Source organism: Massilia sp. LXY-6 (assembly GCF_051233485.1).
Lineage (GTDB): Bacteria > Pseudomonadota > Gammaproteobacteria > Burkholderiales > Burkholderiaceae_D > Telluria.
Genome location: NZ_JBKFGF010000031.1, coordinates 26,689 through 41,509, shown reverse-complemented (window position 1 = coordinate 41,509; position 14,821 = coordinate 26,689). Strand labels below are relative to the sequence as shown.

The 14,821-nt window shown below is 66.0% G+C and carries 15 protein-coding genes and 2 tRNA genes; 5 read left to right on the top strand and 12 right to left on the bottom strand.

Annotated features, from left to right (window positions below):
• Positions 1-19 precede the first annotated feature (19 nt).
• Positions 20-937, top strand: a complete 918-nt coding sequence (locus ACI48D_RS15145) for a LysR substrate-binding domain-containing protein (RefSeq protein WP_435572058.1) — start codon at positions 20-22, stop codon at positions 935-937.
• On the opposite strand, the gene ACI48D_RS15140 is transcribed toward ACI48D_RS15145, so the two are convergent.
• Positions 934-1,269, bottom strand: a complete 336-nt coding sequence (locus ACI48D_RS15140) for a DUF2004 domain-containing protein (RefSeq protein WP_435572057.1) — start codon at positions 1,267-1,269, stop codon at positions 934-936. The two genes, ACI48D_RS15145 and ACI48D_RS15140, sit on opposite strands and share 4 nt — an antisense overlap.
• 99 nt (positions 1,270-1,368) lie before the next feature.
• On the opposite strand from ACI48D_RS15140, the gene ACI48D_RS15135 reads away from it, so the two are divergent.
• The gene (locus ACI48D_RS15135; RefSeq protein ID WP_435572056.1) at positions 1,369-2,529 is read left to right on the top strand and encodes a M42 family metallopeptidase; all 1,161 of its coding nucleotides are present in this window, start codon (positions 1,369-1,371) and stop codon (positions 2,527-2,529) included.
• A gap of 60 nt (positions 2,530-2,589) precedes the next feature.
• Here the strand turns inward: ACI48D_RS15135 and ACI48D_RS15130 are convergent, their stop codons facing one another.
• From ACI48D_RS15130 to ACI48D_RS15105, 6 genes are all read right to left on the bottom strand, one after another.
• Positions 2,590-3,231 (bottom strand): hypothetical protein, encoded by a 642-nt coding sequence (locus ACI48D_RS15130; protein ID WP_435572055.1) that lies wholly within the window; start codon positions 3,229-3,231, stop codon positions 2,590-2,592.
• Positions 3,232-3,320: 89 nt separating this feature from the next.
• Positions 3,321-3,397: transfer RNA gene (locus tag ACI48D_RS15125), tRNA-Met, on the bottom strand.
• Positions 3,398-3,460: 63 nt separating this feature from the next.
• Positions 3,461-3,537, bottom strand: a tRNA-Met gene (locus ACI48D_RS15120).
• A gap of 74 nt (positions 3,538-3,611) precedes the next feature.
• Positions 3,612-4,544 (bottom strand): tRNA (adenosine(37)-N6)-dimethylallyltransferase MiaA, encoded by a 933-nt coding sequence (gene miaA, locus ACI48D_RS15115; protein ID WP_435572054.1) that lies wholly within the window; start codon positions 4,542-4,544, stop codon positions 3,612-3,614.
• Between the two features lie 131 nt (positions 4,545-4,675).
• Positions 4,676-6,643 carry a DNA mismatch repair endonuclease MutL gene (gene mutL / locus ACI48D_RS15110; RefSeq protein WP_435572053.1) on the bottom strand — a complete coding sequence of 656 codons (1,968 nt, stop codon included), beginning with the start codon at positions 6,641-6,643 and terminating at the stop codon, positions 4,676-4,678.
• 136 nt (positions 6,644-6,779) lie between these two features.
• Entirely contained in the window at positions 6,780-7,700 is a 921-nt protein-coding gene (locus tag ACI48D_RS15105) for a peptidylprolyl isomerase (protein ID WP_435572052.1), read from the bottom strand.
• Between the two features lie 161 nt (positions 7,701-7,861).
• Here ACI48D_RS15105 and ACI48D_RS15100 point away from each other — a divergent pair, with 161 nt between their 5' ends.
• Together ACI48D_RS15100 and ACI48D_RS15095 are read left to right on the top strand one after the other, a co-directional pair.
• Positions 7,862-8,506: a VTT domain-containing protein gene (locus tag ACI48D_RS15100; protein ID WP_435572051.1), complete on the top strand. Its 645-nt coding sequence runs from the start codon at positions 7,862-7,864 to the stop codon at positions 8,504-8,506.
• Between the two features lie 75 nt (positions 8,507-8,581).
• Entirely contained in the window at positions 8,582-9,679 is a 1,098-nt protein-coding gene (locus ACI48D_RS15095) for a carbonic anhydrase (protein WP_435572050.1), read from the top strand.
• A 72-nt stretch (positions 9,680-9,751) separates the two neighbouring features.
• On the opposite strand, the gene ACI48D_RS15090 is transcribed toward ACI48D_RS15095, so the two are convergent.
• From ACI48D_RS15090 to tsaE, 3 genes are read right to left on the bottom strand one after another with little or no spacing between them, the layout of a single operon-like run.
• Positions 9,752-10,567, bottom strand: a complete 816-nt coding sequence (locus ACI48D_RS15090; protein WP_435572049.1) for a D-hexose-6-phosphate mutarotase — start codon at positions 10,565-10,567, stop codon at positions 9,752-9,754.
• 20 nt (positions 10,568-10,587) lie between these two features.
• A complete protein-coding gene (locus tag ACI48D_RS15085) occupies positions 10,588-12,018 on the bottom strand; it encodes an N-acetylmuramoyl-L-alanine amidase (protein ID WP_435572048.1) in 1,431 nt (476 codons plus the stop codon).
• Complete coding sequence (gene tsaE, locus ACI48D_RS15080) at positions 11,982-12,470, bottom strand: tRNA (adenosine(37)-N6)-threonylcarbamoyltransferase complex ATPase subunit type 1 TsaE (RefSeq protein ID WP_435572047.1); 489 nt, start codon at positions 12,468-12,470, stop codon at positions 11,982-11,984. The genes ACI48D_RS15085 and tsaE overlap by 37 nt, the downstream gene beginning before the upstream one ends.
• A gap of 18 nt (positions 12,471-12,488) precedes the next feature.
• On the opposite strand from tsaE, the gene queG reads away from it, so the two are divergent.
• Positions 12,489-13,583: a tRNA epoxyqueuosine(34) reductase QueG gene (queG, locus tag ACI48D_RS15075; RefSeq protein ID WP_435572046.1), complete on the top strand. Its 1,095-nt coding sequence runs from the start codon at positions 12,489-12,491 to the stop codon at positions 13,581-13,583.
• Here the strand turns inward: queG and ACI48D_RS15070 are convergent.
• Both ACI48D_RS15070 and ACI48D_RS15065 read right to left on the bottom strand, forming a co-directional pair.
• Complete coding sequence (locus ACI48D_RS15070; RefSeq protein WP_435572045.1) at positions 13,580-13,960, bottom strand: DUF3052 family protein; 381 nt, start codon at positions 13,958-13,960, stop codon at positions 13,580-13,582. The two genes, queG and ACI48D_RS15070, sit on opposite strands and share 4 nt — an antisense overlap.
• Before the next feature lie 239 nt (positions 13,961-14,199).
• Positions 14,200-14,802, bottom strand: coding sequence for a response regulator transcription factor (locus ACI48D_RS15065; protein ID WP_435572044.1), 603 nt, complete (start codon positions 14,800-14,802; stop codon positions 14,200-14,202).
• Positions 14,803-14,821: the final 19 nt, after the last annotated feature.

The window sequence follows — 14,821 nt, the reverse complement described above, 5'->3', positions numbered from 1 at the left end:
AACCTGAAGTGAATAACGGATGACACCCGACCACACCGCCGACATGGAATTCTTCACGCTGGTGGCGCGCCACGGCAGCCTGGCCGCGGCCGCGCGCGCACTCGACCTGACCCCTCCTAGCGCCACCAAGCGCCTGGCGCAACTGGAGGCGCGGCTCGGCGTGCGGCTGCTGAACCGCACCACGCGCCGCATCAGCCTGACCAGCGAAGGCGAGACCTACCTGGCGCACGCCGGCCGCATCCTCGCCGCGATCCGCGAGATGGAAGATGCGGTGTCGAGCGGCCGCGCGGTCCCCAAGGGCCTGCTGCGCGTGAACGCGACCCTGGGCTTCGGCCGCACCACGATCGCGCCGATCGTCTCCGGGTTTGCGAAGCGCTACCCGCAGGTCGAGGTGCAGATGGAAGTGACCGACCGCCCGGTCGACCTGGTGGAGAGCGGCTACGACCTGGCGATCCGCTTCGGCACACTACCCGACAAGCGCCTGAACGCGCGCCGGGTGATGAGCAACCGGCGCTTCCTGTGCGCCTCGCCGCGCTACCTGAAGGAGCATGGCACGCCGGCGCAACTGTCCGATCTCGTGAAGCACCGCTGCATCGTGCACCGCCAGAACGACGAGGCGCACGGCGTCTGGCGCTTTTATTCGGGGGAGGGGGAGGAACACAGCGAGGTGGTGAAGGTGCATGGCGCACTGTCGAGCAACGACGGCGACATCGTGCTGGGCTGGGCGCTGGACGGGCACGGCATCCTGGTGCGCTCGGAATGGGACCTGGCGCGCTTTGTGGAAAGCGGACGGCTGAAGATCGTGCTGCCGCAGTACCGGCTGCCGTCGGCGGACCTGTTCGTGTACTACCTGAACCGCCGCAACCAGGCCGCGCGGACCAGGGCCTTCATCGACTTCCTGGTCGAGCATTTCCGCCAGCCGGTGGCGGAGGCCTAGCTCTCCATCGAGATTTCGTCGACCTTGCCTTTGCTGTCGAAGCGGACGCTGATGACGTAGTCGGTGACCTTGTCCGGCAAGGTGAAATCGAAGTATTCCAGCTCATCCTCGCCGCCCCAGTGCGCGCGCAATTCGAGGATGTCGAGCACGGCGGACGGATCGGGCCGGCCGCTGCCGGTGCGCGCCTGCCAGTAGTCGGGCGCGAGTTCTTCGAGGTGGAAGGCGACGAACATGGCGGCGCCGGAGTCCTCGTCCTCCATATCGAAACCGTTCTTGATGGCCTGGCGCGCGGCGTTTTCGCGGCGCGCCACCTCATCGGCATGGTCGCTCATCGTTGTTCTCCTGAGTGGATTGTCAAAGCCGCCATTTTATTGGCATACTCGACGGCACGCGGCCGTGTGCCGCCAACACAACGATAACGAGACTCCCAAGTGAACACAAGCCGTCGACTTACCGCCGCCATCGCACTGCTGGCGGCTACCTATGGCGCGATCGCCGCTCCCGCTCCAGACCGCACCGTCGACACCCTGCAAAAAATTGCCGACGCCGCCGGCCCGCCGGGCTTCGAGGAACCGGTGCGCGCCGTGCTGGTCGGGATGATGAAACCGCTCGCCAGCTCGCTCGCCTACGACGGCATGGGGTCGATCATCGCCACGCAGGGCTCGGGCGGACCGAAGATCATGGTCGACGCCCACATGGACGAACTGGGCGGCATGGTTCGCCGCATCACGCCGAACGGCCTCTTGACCATGCAGATGCTGGGCGGCTGGCTCGACCAGGCACTGCCGGACAAGCGCTGGGTCATCATCGGCAGCAAGGGTCCGGTGAAGGCGGTGACGGGCATCCGCGACATCCACGTGGTGCCGGCGGACGAGCGCACGCGCGTGTTCGCGCGCGACGGCCTGTTCCTCGACGTCGGCGCCCGCACCGAGGCGGAAGTGCGCGAGATGGGCATCTCGCCGGGCGACCCGATCGTTCCCGACGCACCCTTCGAAATCCTGAACGGCACCCAGAACTACCTCGGCAAGGGCTGGGACGACCGCGTCGGCTGCGCCGTCATCGTCGAGGCCATGCGCCGGCTGGCCAGCGAAAGCCACCCGAACCAGATTGCCTGGGTGATCACGACCCAGGAAGAGATCGGCCTGCGCGGCGCCCATACCGCTGCCGACGTGGTCAAGCCCGATCTCGCCATCGCCATCGAGGGCGGCATCACCGGTGACGTTTTCCCGGGCAAGCCGGAAGAGACCCAGGTGAAGCTGGGCGCGGGGCCGGGCATCTTCCTGTACGACTCGTCGGCGCTGCCGAACCGCAAGCTGACCGCCTTCGTGAAGCAGACCGCGCTTGAACGCAAGCTGCCGCTGCAGTTCGACCTGGTGCAGGGCTATGGCGACGATTCGGCCGAGATCCAGAAGAGCAATGGCGGCGTGCCGACCGTGAACCTGGTGGTGCCGGTGCGGTATACGCATGCACATAACGGCATCTTGAACCGGCGCGATTTCGACCAGATGGTGGAGCTGGTGGTTTCGATGCTGAAGAAACTGGATGCGGCGGAGGTGCGGCGGATCCGGGATTTTGCCCCGGACAGCCATTGATCACGCAGGATCGAGGGCGAGGTCCGGACTTTGGTCACATCAGTCCGGACTGCCTGAGCCTCAGTCGTTCAAGCCAAGCGCTTCCCAGCCCTGCGGCGTGAGCTTGACGTACAGCTTTTCCTTCTGCGTGTGCTCGCCGTCGACGGTCCGCCCAAGGACGGTGAACGCCTCCTTGGTCTGCGGCTTCCTGGCCCAAGCGGCCACGTTCGACAGCTTGTAGGTGTAGATAACGCTGGATTCCTCGTGGTCGCCCACCTTGGCCGGGTCCGCCCAGCGCACCACCTTGTCCAGCGACTTGCGGCCCCAGCACATGCGCGGCTGCCCTCCCGCATCCGCGCGCAGATAGGGCTTCGCGGCGTCGGTCATGGTGTAGCGCCTGGCCTTCACCTTCAGCCCGTTCGGCTGGCCGTCGATTGCGGCGCCGGGCAATTCCATGTCCTCGCCCTTGGCCAGGCCCGCCGCCTCCAGCGCCGCCATCTGGCCCGCAACGCCGTCCGGATACAACTTCTGCTGGCGCAGGTCCGTTTCGTACACGTCGACCGGCCATTTCACGGGGTCCAGGCACATGTCGCCCTTCTTGTCCAAGTACTGGGTGACGGTGATGGCGAAATTCTTTTCGTTGGCGGAGGTCTTGCTGTCGCAGGCGGACAGCGCGGCGGACAATGTCACGCCGAGGATGAGGGAAATGGCGGTCTTGTTCATGGTGATGTCATTGTACCAAGACCTGGAGCCGATCAAAGAAAAAAGCCGCCGATTCGTGAGAGCCGGCGGCTTTTTTCTGGCTTATATTCTGGTGGTGATAGGTGGACTTGAACCACCGACCCTAGCATTATGAATGCTATGCTCTAACCAACTGAGCTATATCACCAGCTAAAACGGACCTAAAACAAAATGGCTCAGCTGAGGAAGCCAAGCCATTCCGCTTGAATCTTGGTGGTGATAGGTGGACTTGAACCACCGACCCTAGCATTATGAATGCTATGCTCTAACCAACTGAGCTATATCACCAGAACGGGGAGCATTATGCCGTCCGCTCGCCGAGGTGTCAAGGCTACGCGTTTTGGGTCGGTGTGTCCAGCGCGTCACGCCTGCAACGTCGTCAGATGGGCAAGCATCTGCCCCGCCGGATCCTGCCCCAGGCAGTCGATTGCGATGCGCTCCGGCATCGAGCGCAGCCAGGTCAGCTGGCGCTTGGCGAGCTGGCGGGTGGCGACGATGCCGTTTTCGCGCAGCTGCTTGCGGTCGACCAGGCCGTCGAGGTATTCCCAGCTCTGGCGGTAGCCGACGCAGCGCATCGACGGCAGGCCCACATGCAGGTCGCCGCGCGCGCGCAGCCTTGCCACTTCGGCCACGATGCCTTCGTCGTCGCGCTCGCCCAGCATCTGGTCGAAGCGCAGCGCGATCCGCTTGTGCAGCACGGCGCGGTCGGAGGGCTCCAGCGCGAACGACACGAGGTCGAAGGGCAGCGCCGTCTTCTCGCGCCTGGCCAGCAGTTCGGACATCGGCTTGCCGCTCAATTCGATGATCTCCAGCGCGCGGTTGATGCGCTGGGCGTCGTTCGGCGCCAGCCGGTCGCCGGTCGCCGGGTCGAGCGCGCGCAGCCTGGCATGCATGCCGGGCCAGCCGATGCGCGCGGCCTCTTCGTCGATGCGGGCGCGTACGTCGGCGTCGGCGGTCGGCAGGTCGTCGAGGCCGTCGACCAGGCCCTTGAAGTACATCATCGTGCCGCCCACCAGCAGCGGCAGCTTGCCGCGCGCCTGGATCTCGGCCACCAGCCGGATCGCGTCTTCGCGGAACTGCATGACGGAATAGGACTCGAGCGGGTCGATGATGTCGATCAGGTGGTGCGGCACGCTGGCCAGTTCTTCCGCGCTGGGCTTGGCGGTGCCGATGTCCATCTCGCGGTAGACCAGGGCCGAGTCGACCGAGATGATCTCGACCGGCATCTCGTTCGCGATGGCGAGTGCGGCCGCGGTCTTGCCGGACGCGGTCGGGCCCATGATGGCGACCGCCATAGATTTGTGATTCACAGTCATAAATAATAGAGGTTGCTCCAGAATGGCCATGGCGTTGTTGCACGTCCTCGCCGTGCAGAGGCACTGTCTTCGTCGCTGCGCCTAGCCATGCCCATTCTGGAACAACCTCTTCACTGCCCGCGCAGGAACAGTTTATCCAGCGCGGAGATTTCCAGCTGCACCCAGGTCGGGCGGCCGTGGTTGCACTGGTCGGCGCGCTCGGTCGCTTCCATCTGGCGCAGCAGGGCGTTCATCTCCTGCACCGACAGGATGCGGTTGGCGCGCACCGCCGTGTGGCAGGCGAGGGTGCCGAGCAGTTCGTTGCGGCGCTCGATCAGCACGCGCGAGCCGCCGTATTCGCGCACGTCGCGCAGCACGTCGCGCGCCAGCGTCTGCGCGTCGGCGTTTTTCAGCAGCGTAGGCACGGCGCGCACGGCCAGCGTGGTCGGCGAGACGGCGGCGATGTCGAAACCGAGCGCCTTGAGCGTTTCCTGGTTTTCCTCGACGGTGCCGACTTCGATGGCGTCGGCGAAGAAGGTCACCGGGATCAGCATCTGCTGCACCTGCATCTGCTCGCCGCCGGCCTGGGCGTCGAGCGCGTTCTTGAGCTGCTCGTACAGGATGCGTTCGTGGGCCGCGTGCATGTCGACCAGCACCAGGCCCTTGCGGTTCTGCGCCAGGATGTAGATGCCGTGCAGCTGGGCCAGGGCGAAGCCGAGCGGAAAGTCGTCGTCGGAAGCCGGCTGCGTTGCCGACGGCAGCGGCATGTCGAAGCCCGAGGGCTTGGATGGCGCCGCATCGCTGTCCTTCAGGCCCGTGAACAGCGCGCCATAACTCTCGGTGCGCTGCGCCACGCCACCGCCGGACTGAGCCTCCCAGCGGCTGCCGGCCGGGAAGGGAGACGGCGAAAAGGTCGATGCATACGGCGACGACGGCGTCAGCTGCGATCCGAACGAGGTCTGCTCGTGCGGGCGGCGCCAGGCAGGGGTTGCGCCGCTGCCGGAATCGCGCCCGAAGCCGCCGCCCCAGGACGCGCCCGACGACGGCGCGATCTCGGCCGCGCTGACCGGTGCCGGCGCGTTGCCGTGGGCAGTGGCCGAGGTCTGGGCCAGCGCGCGCTGCACCGCGTGGAACACGAACTGGTGGACGGCGCGGCTGTCGCGGAAGCGCACCTCGATCTTCGACGGGTGCACGTTGACGTCGACCATGGCCGGGTCCAGCTCCAGCGCCAGCACGTAGCTGGGGAAGCGGTCGCCGTGCAGCACGTCCTCGTAGGCGGCCTTCACCGCGTGCACCAGCAGCTTGTCGCGCACGAAGCGGCCGTTCACGTAGAAGAACTGGCCGTCGGCGCGCGCCTTCGAGGCGGTCGGCAGGCCGACGTAGCCGTGCAGGCGCAGCGGGCCGGCGGCTTCGTCGAGCTGCAGCCGCGCCTCGGCGAAATCGTTGCCGAGGATCTGGGCGCTGCGCTTGGCCGGCTCGCTGACGTTCCAGTGGTCGATGGTGCGGCCGTTGTGGGTCAGGCTGAACGAGACGTCGGGACGCGCCAGCGCGATGCGGCGCACGACTTCGGCGCAGTGGCCATACTCGGTCTGCTCGGACTTCAGGAATTTGCGGCGCGCCGGCGTATTGAAGTACAGGTCCTGCACGTCGATCGTGGTGCCGAATGCGCCGGAGGAGGGCGAGACGGTGCCCTGGTGCGAGCCGACGATTTCCCAGGCATGCGCCGCGTCCGCCGTGCGCGAGGTGATCGACACCGCCGCCACCGAGGCGATCGAGGCCAGCGCCTCGCCGCGGAAGCCGAGGGTGTTGACGTTCTCGAGGTCGGTCAGCGAGGCGATCTTCGAAGTCGCGTGGCGCGCCAGCGCGAGCGGCAGCTCTTCCGGTGGGATGCCGCGGCCGTTGTCGGTAATGGCGATGCGCTTGACCCCGCCTTCCTCGAGGCGGATCGTGACCTGGGTCGCGCCGGCGTCGAGCGCGTTTTCCAGCAATTCCTTGACCACGGCCGAGGGCCGCTCGACGACTTCGCCGGCGGCGATCTGCGAGATGAGCTGGTCAGGGAGCTGCTGGATGGGGCGGTGGGTGGGGGCCGGGGCGTTCATTCATAAATTATAGCTCGCCGCCAAGCCGCCAACCGCAGGTGTTTGATTTTTCCCAAACCGGGGTCAGACTCCCAATTTTGGCAATTTCTCAAGGTGAGTTGCCAAAATTGGGAGTCTGACCCCGGTTTGAACTAAATCACAATTTCTGTTCGCGCACCGGAATCTGCGCATTGCACAGGTCGAGGTAGTTCGGCGAGTACTTGTTCCACGGGCCGCCGCGATTGCGCTGGGCGTCGAGGACGGCCTGGTAGGTGGGGCTCTCGGTGCGCAGTACTTCGAGGCGGACGCGCTCGGCTTCGGGGACGTCGGCCGCGACCTTCACCGCGCCGATCGGCACCTGCATCCCCGGCTGCTCGTAGAAGCCCATCGGCGCCGGGCCGCGCGGCAGGGTCGACAGGATCGGCATGCCGGCCACCACGCGGCCGACCACGGTGATGTTGCGGTCGAGCTGGCGCGGCGCGTGGCCGGTGACGACGTACAGGCTGGTGCCGCCGCCGCTGTCGGACTCGTTGCCGCGCGCGACGCCGACCATGCCGTAGCAATGCGTCAGCCAGGTCTGGCCGGCCTTCGGATCGCGCGCGGCCGGGAAGCCGCCGGAGTGCCCGACCTGGGGCGCGAAGCCGTCGACGTCGCGCATGCGCGTGAACTGTTTGTCATTCGATAAAGGCACCGTGAATTCGCCCGGCAGGGTCTTCTGCGCGCTCTTCACCTGGCGCGCCTGCTCGTCGTCTTCGTGCGGATCGCCCCACTGGACCACGAAGTTGTCCTGCGAGCGGATGATCGCCAAGCCGTCGTAGAAGTGCTCGCGCGCCAGCGCCTTGATGTTCCTGACGTGGTTCGGGGCAAACGACGGGGCCAGTTCGATGACCACGCGCCCTTGTGGCAGCTCCAGGTAGAGCGTGTTGTCGGCGTCGAGCGGACGCCAGTCGCCCGGCTTCGATCCCTTCAGCACGTCGCCGACGCTGGGCCTGGGCGGCAGTTCCTTGGCGCCCGCCGCCAGCACCGCCGTCATGCCCAGTACCAGGGCCGCCACCACTTTTTTCTGCAGAGCTTGCATGTCATCTCCCGTCGTTCTTTTGTTAATGATTGTAATCCGGAAAGTAGACAATCTTAAAACTTGTGCAGACGGCGACAATTTTCTGTGCCAGAACTTGAGGCACCGGCCATTTTTTGGCAACGGTCTGATGGTATGATGCGGCGCTACCATTTAGGACAATCATGGATCTGATGCAACTCTTCGGCATGCTCCTGCACGTCGATAAAACTTTGGGCGACCTGCTGGCCCAGTATGGTGTGTATGTCTACGCGGTCCTGTTCGCGATCGTGTTCTGCGAGACCGGTCTCGTGGTGCTGTTTTTCTTCCCCGGAGACACCCTGCTGTTCATCGCCGGCGCCTTCTGCGCCACCGGCGAGATGAGCTATCCGCTGCTGATGCTGCTGCTGGTCCTTGCCGCCGTCACCGGCAATACCCTGAACTATTACATCGGCGGGGCCATCGGCCACCGCGTGTTCACCCACGACTACCGCTGGCTGAACAAGGACGCCCTGAAGCGGACCCATGATTTCTTCGAAAAGCACGGCGGCAAGACCATCATCCTGGCGCGCTTCGTGCCGGTGGTGCGTACCTTCGCCCCCTTCGTGGCCGGCGTCTCGGACATGACGCACACGCGTTTCCAGATGTTTAACATCACCGGCGCCGTGCTGTGGGTGGCCGGCCTCGTGACCGCTGGTTACTTTTTCGGCAACATCCCGGTCGTGCGCGACCACCTGACCGCCATCGTGCTGGTCGGCGTCGGCGCAGCCATCGTGCCGCTCGCCCTGGGCGGCCTGTACAAGTTCGGGCGCCGCATGCTCAGCCGTTGATCGTTCGTCCGCAAGGCTCAAGTTTACTGTCGGTCACGCCGATAAAGCAGGGGATAGCAACACTACTGGAATCCCATGCGTAACCTGATCGCCCTGTTCGCTTGCAGCTGCGTTGTCCTGAGCGCAAGCGCGAACGATCCTGCCCCCGCCGCGGCAGCCAAACTCGCGGCTTCCGTGTCCAGGCCCGCATCGGCCTCCCTGCCGGCGGCCTCGGCCAAGGAATCGGCCAAGGAATCGGCCAAAGGATCGGCTAAAGACGCCGCCAAGGAAGCGGTGCCGGCCAGGAAGGCCGCACCGGCTGCCGCCCAGGACAACAAGGAAGAAGAAGCCGAAGTCGCCCTCTCGGCCAAGATCGCCGAGCGCCTGGCCGAGCTGCGCGAGCGCCAGCAGGCGCGCGCCGCCGCGGCCGCGCGCGCGAAGAAAGCGGTGGACGCCAGGCGCCGCGAGGAAGAGCGGGCCGCCGCGGCCGCCGCGATCCTGGCCGCCGCGCCCAAGCACGGCACCGTCTGGTCCTACGAGGGCGAACTCGGCCCGGCCAACTGGTCGAAGATCAATGTGGACTGGGCCAAGTGCGGCAGTGGCAACCGCCAGTCGCCGATCGACCTGCGCGACGGCATCAAGGTCAACCTCGAGCAGATCGGCTTCGACTACCACCCCTCCTCGTTCAACGAGGTGAACAACGGCCACACGATCCAGGTGACGGTCGGCGGCGGCAATTTTATTACCGTCGGCAACCAGACCTACGAGCTGCAGCAGTTCCACTTCCACCGCCCGTCCGAAGAAAAGATCAACGGCAAGGGCACGGAGATGGTCATGCACCTCGTACACAAGAGCTTCGATGGCAAGATTGCGATCATCGCCGTCCTGCTCGAACGCGGCCAGCCGCACCAGCTGATCCAGACCATCTGGGACAACCTGCCGCTGGAAAAGCAGGAAGTGGTGTCGCCGTCGATCGTGATCGACCCGATGGAGGCGCTGCCTTCGAGCCGCGAATACTTTACCTACATGGGCTCGCTGACCGAGCCGCCCTGCACCGAGAACGTGCTGTGGCTGGTGTTCAAGCAGCCGCGCCAGGCCTCGCCGGCGCAGATGGCGCTGTTCTCGCGCCTGTATCCGCTGAATGCGCGGCCGGTGCAGTCGACCTCGGGGCGGATGATCAAGGAATCGAACTGAGGCAGGCGCGCTCGCTTCGGCAACGTCGCCCCCGCCTGCGCGGGAACGACGTGCTGGCGTAACGGGTACTAGTCAAACCGCCGGCGTAACCCGGTATTCCCCGCGCCAGTTCCCGCCCGGCTCCAGCGTCTGCGGCCCCAGCAGGGCCGGCTCGATGCACACGAAGTTCCGGTATTCCTCGTCCTCCATGTCGGCCAGCGCCGCCGCATCGGCCGCGCCCGGATTCCATACGACCGCATCCGTAAAGCCGGTCTGCCGCAGCAGCAGCTTGTCGGCGCCGTTGTCGAAGGTGATGGGGCCGGCGATGCCTTCGAACACCTGGTCCAGCTTGTCGGTGATGGCCAGGGTCTCGGGCTGCACGCCGTCGATGCGTACGGCTTCGACGTCCTCGACCAGGTGGTAGGTGTGCAGGGCGGCGGCGAAGGAGAAGGGATGGGTGCCGATGTTGCGCACGTCGAGCGTCATGTCCAGCTCGGCGTCGCGCACGGACACCCGCAGGACCAGTTCGAAGGCGTAGGCCCAGGCGCTCGACGCCTGCGGCGACAGGTCGTCCTGGTTCAGGCCCAGCACGGCGAAGGCGGCGCCGTCCTGCTCGCCGCTGTCGAGCACACGCCAGGTGCTGACGCGCGCGAAGCCGTGGCGCATGCCCTCGCCGCGTTCGGCGAATTGCGGGAAGATCACCGGCACGCCGCCGCGGATCGCGCGGCTGCCGTCGAGCGCGGACAGGCTGCTCATGAACATGCGTTCCTGTGGCGCGGCACCGGTGCCGGAAACGGATTTCCAGGACACCAAGTGGGCGCCGTACAGGGTAATGGTCGCTTCGGCGCCGTCCGGCGCACGCAGCAGCAGGGCGGGCAGTTGCCCGAATTGGGTGGTAGTTGCGCTCACGACAAACCTCCAGGCTGAGATCAGGTCATTCGGCTCTTCGCCAGCGGCGGATTGTACGCGAAGTAGCGCTTGATGCCTTTCGTGATCGCGTCCGCGAGCTGGTTCTGGTAGGCGTCGTCCTTCAGCCTGGCCTCTTCTTCCGGGTTCGAGATGAACGCGGTCTCGACCAGGATCGAGGGAATGTCCGGCGCTTTCAGCACCGCGAAGCCGGCCTGCTCGACCGCACCCTTGTGCAGGCGGTTGATGCCGCCGATCTCGCTCAGCACGGCCTTGCCGAGCTTGAGGCTATCGTTGATCTGGGCCGTGGTCGACAGGTCGAACAGCACGCTGGCCAGCTGCTTGTCCTGCGTGCCGAGGTTGACGCCGCCGATCAGGTCGGCCTTGTTCTGGTCGGCCGCCAGCCAGCGCGCCGCGCTCGAGCTCGCGCCTTTTTCCGACAGCACGAACACCGAGGAGCCGCGCGCCGAAGGCTGGATGAAGGCGTCGGCGTGGATCGAGACGAACAGGTCGGCCTGGACCTTGCGCGCCTTTTCCACGCGCTGGCCCAGCGGCACGAAGAAGTCGGCGTCGCGGGTCAGCATCACGCGGGTGTTCGGCAGGTCTTCCAGCTTGCCCTTCAGGCGCTTCGCGATCTCCAGCACGATGTCCTTCTCGTGCACGCCGGTGGCGCCGGTCGCGCCCGGGTCTTCGCCGCCGTGGCCGGGGTCGAGGGCGATGGTCAGCATGCGCATTACCTTGCCGGGCGTCCCCTTGCCCTGCGACGGCGGCTGAGGCTGGGCTTGCGGCGCGGTCGGCTGCGGCGTGGCCGGGGTGCTGCCGGCGCGGGCGGCGTCGGCTTCGAGCTTGGCGATCGCGTCGGGGCCGGCCTGGCCGACCGTCGGCGCGCCCGGCCGGGGCGCCGGGGCCGGCGTCGCGGCCGGGACGCCGCCGTCGGACCAGTTCTCCTTGGCGATGATGGCCGCCAGCGGATCGACTGCCCGCACCGGGTACAGGTCGAAGATCAAACGGTGCCGGTAGCCGGCCACCGGGGCCAGGTTGAATACCTGCGGCTTGACCTCTTCCTTGAGGTCGAACACCAGGCGCACCACGTTCGGGCGGTTCTGGCCGACCCGCACCTGCTTGATGTAGGGGTCGTTCGACTCGACCTTCGCGACCAGGCTTTTCAGGGTATCGTTCAGCGCCAGGCCGTCGATGTCGACCACCAGGCGTGGCGGATCGGCCACCATGAAGTGCGTGGTTTTCAGCTCGCCGTCGTTTTCCAGGGTAACGCGGGTGTACTCGTCGGCCGGCCACACGCGTACCGCCATGATCTGCGCGGCCATGGCCATCGAAGGGAGCAGGGCGGGAGCGAGCACCGACAGGAGCAGCGTGCCGCCGGCCTTCAGGGTGGCACGGCGCTTGGGCGAATCTGGAATCAGGGAATCGGGGGATAGTGCAGGCGTTCGAGGCATAGCTGGCCCAGTTCAGACAACGCCTGCAATTCTACATGACGGCCGTGGCCACTGACCGAAAGCGAAATATTGACGTCGGGCGGCGGCAACACCGGCTCGCCTTTTTCCGGCCACTCGACGATGCAGATGTTGCTGCCGTCGAAGTCTTCGCGGAAGCCCGCATCCAGGAATTCTTCCGGGCTGGACATGCGGTACAGGTCGTAGTGGATCAGGTTGACGGCTTGCCCGTCCAGTGTGATCCAGTAGGGCTCGGACAGCGTATAGGTCGGGCTCTTGACCGCGCCCTTGTGGCCGGCCGCGTGCAGGGTGGCGCGCGTGAGGGCCGTCTTGCCGGCGCCGAGGTCGCCGTGCAGGTAGACCACGAGGCCGGGGACGAGCGCGCGCGCCAGGGCGCCGCCCAGGGCCTGGGTCGCGGTTTCGTCGGGAAGGTAAGCTGCTAGTGAATGCTGCATCGAATAGAATAGTAAATTATGTCCTCATCCCAGCCTGACCTGATCGAACTAGCGCACACCATCAAGGCCTGGGGCAGGGAGCTGGGCTTTGCCGACGTGCGGATCGCGGACGTCGACCTGGCGCGCCACGAGGCCGGCCTGCAAGCCTGGCTCGATGCCGGCCACCATGGCGAGATGGATTATATGGCAAGCCACGGCATGAAGCGCGCCCGGCCGGCCGAACTGGTGCCGGGGACGGTGCGCGCGATCGTCGCCCGCATGGACTACCTGCCGATGGATACGGAGGCCGACTGGCGCGCGCGCGAACGCCTGCGCCAGCAGGATCCGCGGGCGGCCGTGGTCTCGCTGTACGCCAGGGGACGCGACTATCACAAGGTGCTGAGGAACCGCCTGCAGCAGCTGGCCGAGCGCATCCGTGGCGTGGCCGGCGAGTACGGCTTCCGCGTGTTCACGGATTCGGCGCCGGTGATGGAGTTGCCGCTGGCGGAAAAGGCGGGGCTGGGCTGGCGCGGCAAGCACACCCTGCTGCTGTCGCGGGAAGCCGGATCGACCTTCTTCATCGGCGAGATCCTGGTCGACCTGCCGCTGCCGGTCGACCAGGCCACGGGCGCGCACTGCGGCCAGTGCGAGGCCTGCATCGGCGCCTGCCCGACCGGCGCGATCCTGGGGCCGGGACGGCTGGATGCGCGGCGCTGCATCTCCTACCTGACGATCGAGCTGAAAGGCAGTATTCCGGAAGACCTGCGGCCGCTGATCGGCAACCGCATCTATGGCTGCGACGACTGCCAGCTGGCCTGCCCCTGGAACAAGTTCGCGCAGCGCGCCGTGCTGCCGGATTTCGACGGGCGCAACGGGCTGGACCAGGCCGGGCTGGTGGCATTGTTCGCGTGGGAAGAAGAAGAGTTCAACCGCAGGATGGAGGGCAGCCCGATCCGCCGGATCGGGCATGAACGCTGGCTGCGCAACCTGGCGGTGGGTATGGGTAACGTCGCGGAGTCCGCCGGGGGCGACGAGCGGATCGTGGCGGCGCTGCGGGCCCGGCTGGAGCATCCGTCAGCGCTGGTGCGCGAGCACGTGGCCTGGGCCCTCACGCGCCATGGCGTCGCGGTTTAGATCTCGATGCGCTTCATGCGCAGGGCCGACCAGTCGCCGTCGATCGAGATCATGGCGACGCCGGTGATACCGTTTTCCTTTGCATAGGCGTTGATTGAGTCGCGATTGATATCAGTCGCCTTCGATGCCGTCTGCTTCAGGTAGGCGACCCACAGCGAGCCTTTTTCGCCCAGGCGCGCCTTCGCGGTCGGGAAATATTGTTCGAGTTCCTTGCGGTTCATCGCAAACATCAGCACCACGTCGACCTGCTCCTGGTCGTTCTTGATCAGGTCGGGCGGCATCTGCGCCACCATGCCAGGATGGACGTTCCCGTTCAGGATCAGCATCGATTTCGCGTTCCTCAGGAACATCTTGTCTGCAATCGTCTTTTCGCTCATCTGCGTTCCTAAATAATGTTCGGTGTGGCTGCGTGGGCCACGGTCGTGTTCATTGGATTTTACAAGCGAACCCCTAAAACACAGCGGAGAAAACCTGCCGTGCGCGGGGTCCGGGAGCAAAAGCGGCGCCATCCGCCCGCGAGGATTGAAGCCGCGGAACGTCTGGTGCCGAAGGGGAAAAAGCTAGCTAGGGATGGGGATGCTGATTCGCAAGAGGCCGCTGCGAAATTTTTTGCCGGCTACTTCAACAATCCGGCCAGCTCGACCGCGGTCTTGACCTGCATCTTGTCGAAGATATGGGCGCGGTGCACCTCCACCGTGCGCATGCTGATGCCGAGCTTGTCGGCCACGACCTTGTTCAGGTTCCCGGCCAGGATCAGGTCGAGGACTTCGCGTTCGCGCGCCGACAGCGTGGCCAGGCGTTCGCGCACCGCGCTGGCGGCGGCGGCCTGGCGCGACCTGGCCAGGGCTTCCTCGACGCGGTCCATCAGCTGGTTGTCGTTGAAGGGCTTTTCGACGAAATCGAAGGCGCCGCGCTTGAGCGAATCGACCGCCATCGGCACGTCGCCGTGGCCGGTCAGGAAGATCACGGGCAGGCGCGCCAGCAGGCCGCGCGTTACCAGCTGGTCGAACACGGCGATGCCGTTCATGCCCGGCATGCGCACGTCCAGCAGCACACAATCGCCCTGGGAACCCTGGCCATCCGCCGCCGCGGGGCGGGCATCCAGGGCGTCGAGGAAGGCCTGGCCGCCGGCATAGCCGCGCGCGGCCAGCCCGCGCGATTGCGCCAGCCATTCGAGGGCGTCGCGGATGACGTCTTCGTCGTCGACGATGTGCAGCATGGTGTTGGGCTCCTACTCT